The sequence below is a fragment of the Rhodovulum viride genome, from assembly GCF_003265965.1.
Lineage (GTDB): Bacteria > Pseudomonadota > Alphaproteobacteria > Rhodobacterales > Rhodobacteraceae > Rhodovulum > Rhodovulum kholense.
This window is the reverse complement of the sequence record NZ_MUAV01000088.1, coordinates 1-1,431: the sequence shown is the minus strand read 5'-3', so window position 1 is coordinate 1,431 and position 1,431 is coordinate 1. Positions and strand designations below refer to the sequence as shown.

General features: G+C 73.3%; 3 protein-coding genes. All 3 read right to left on the bottom strand.

The window, feature by feature from the left end:
- A partial coding sequence (gp17, locus tag BYZ73_RS21075; RefSeq protein ID WP_146746390.1) for a tail completion protein gp17 occupies nt 1-356 on the bottom strand: 356 nt, incomplete at its 3' end.
- Entirely contained in the window at nt 353-850 is a 498-nt protein-coding gene (locus BYZ73_RS21070; protein ID WP_112317561.1) for an HK97-gp10 family putative phage morphogenesis protein, read from the bottom strand. The genes gp17 and BYZ73_RS21070, both read right to left, overlap by 4 nt.
- Before the next feature lie 26 nt (nt 851-876).
- Nucleotides 877-1,218, bottom strand: coding sequence for a head-tail adaptor protein (locus BYZ73_RS21065; RefSeq protein ID WP_112317560.1), 342 nt, complete (start codon nt 1,216-1,218; stop codon nt 877-879).
- Nucleotides 1,219-1,431 lie beyond the last annotated feature (213 nt).

Here is a 1,431-nt window from a genome sequence, read left to right as displayed (position 1 = left end):
ATCCCGCTGCCGTCCCGGTCGGTGTCGAGCCCGTCGCGCAGCGCCTCGACGAAGAGGCCGCGAAAGTCAGTGCCGCCATGGGGGCCGCGGACCCCGTCGAGCCGGTCGATCATGACGGCCTCGACCTCGCCCGCCTCGGCCAAGGTCGTGGCGAGGATCTCGGCCTGGATCCGGGTCCGGCGGAGCGCGGTGACGCCCTTCATGTGATAGTCGCGCGTGGCGCCGACCCGCATCAGCACCAGCGCGGGCAGGCCCTCGCCCGGGGCGCGGCGGCCCCAGGTGATCCGGGGGCCGACCAGATCGGCGAGCCCCGGATCGGTCAGCAGCAGGTCGGTCAGGTCGGCTTGAAGGCTCATCGGCCCGCCTTCTTTGCGAGGCGCCTGGCGCGGCGGGCCACGGTCGCGGCGATCTCGCGCCCGAGCCCCTCGGCAATATCGTCCAGCACCGCATCGCGCGTGGCGTCCCAGGCGGGGCGCATGAAGGGCTGGGCGGGCATGGTGCCGGTCGATCCGCCGCTTTCCAGATGCCGCTCGACGGTGCCGAACTCGACCAGATGGGCATGCGGGAGCGCCGCGGCGCCGCCGAAGAGCTCGACGGCGGCCTTGTCATCGCTGACGAGGCGGCGGTGATCGCGGCGCTGTCCGGGGTCGAGCCGGGTCGAGACCGCGAGGCTTTCGGCCAGATCGCCGCTGGCGCGCGGGGCCAGATCCCGCGCCCGCTCGACGAAGATCCCGAGCGCGGCCGTGCCGACGCGCCGCAGCACGCCCCGGCCGGTCGATTTGGGCAGATGCTCGGTCATCATCTGTTCCAGGTCCTTGAGGCCATCGACCGAGACGGATTGCTTGTTCATGCCTCCTCCTTCCGGCCGGTGCTGATTCATGCCTCCTCCTTCCGGCCGGTGCTGACGGCCGAGACATCGATCCATGGGCCGCGCGCGGCGACGCCGGTGATGTTCCAGATCATCCCCTCGTCCCGCAGCCGGTCGGCGGGGCCGAGGGTCCGGGCCGGGCCCTCGGCCAGGGCCGAGCGGCGCAGGGTGAAACGGGCCACCCGCACCGCGCCGATCTGGCCCGCCGCGGCGCGTTCGGTCTCGGAAAGATCCGTGCGCGCGGCCCAGAGCGTGGCAATCCCGGCCCAGGCGCCCGTGGGTTCGTTCAGCGCGTTCCGCCCCGCGCCCTGGCGCTCGAAGGTGATGCGCCGGTCGAGCAGCGGGCTCATTGGCGGCACCGGGTCATCGGCGGCGGGCTCATGACCGAGTTCATCGGCGGCCGGGTCATCGGCGGCACCAGATGCCGGGGCGCCGGTAGCGGGCCTGCCGGATCAGGGCCCGCGCCCCGAAGGCGATGCGCGGGCTTTCGACCGTCTCGATGGCGATTCCCGCCTCCAGCCAGTCCCGCGCGATCAGGATCACCGCCTGGGCCAGCGTCGGCG

What these genes read in the sequence shown, in the direction of transcription:
- BYZ73_RS21070 (WP_112317561.1), bottom strand. Translation starts at nt 850, where the DNA reads ATGAACAAGCAATCCGTCTCGGTCGATGGCCTCAAGGACCTGGAACAG.
- BYZ73_RS21065 (WP_112317560.1), bottom strand. Translation starts at nt 1,218, where the DNA reads ATGAGCCCGCTGCTCGACCGGCGCATCACCTTCGAGCGCCAGGGCGCG.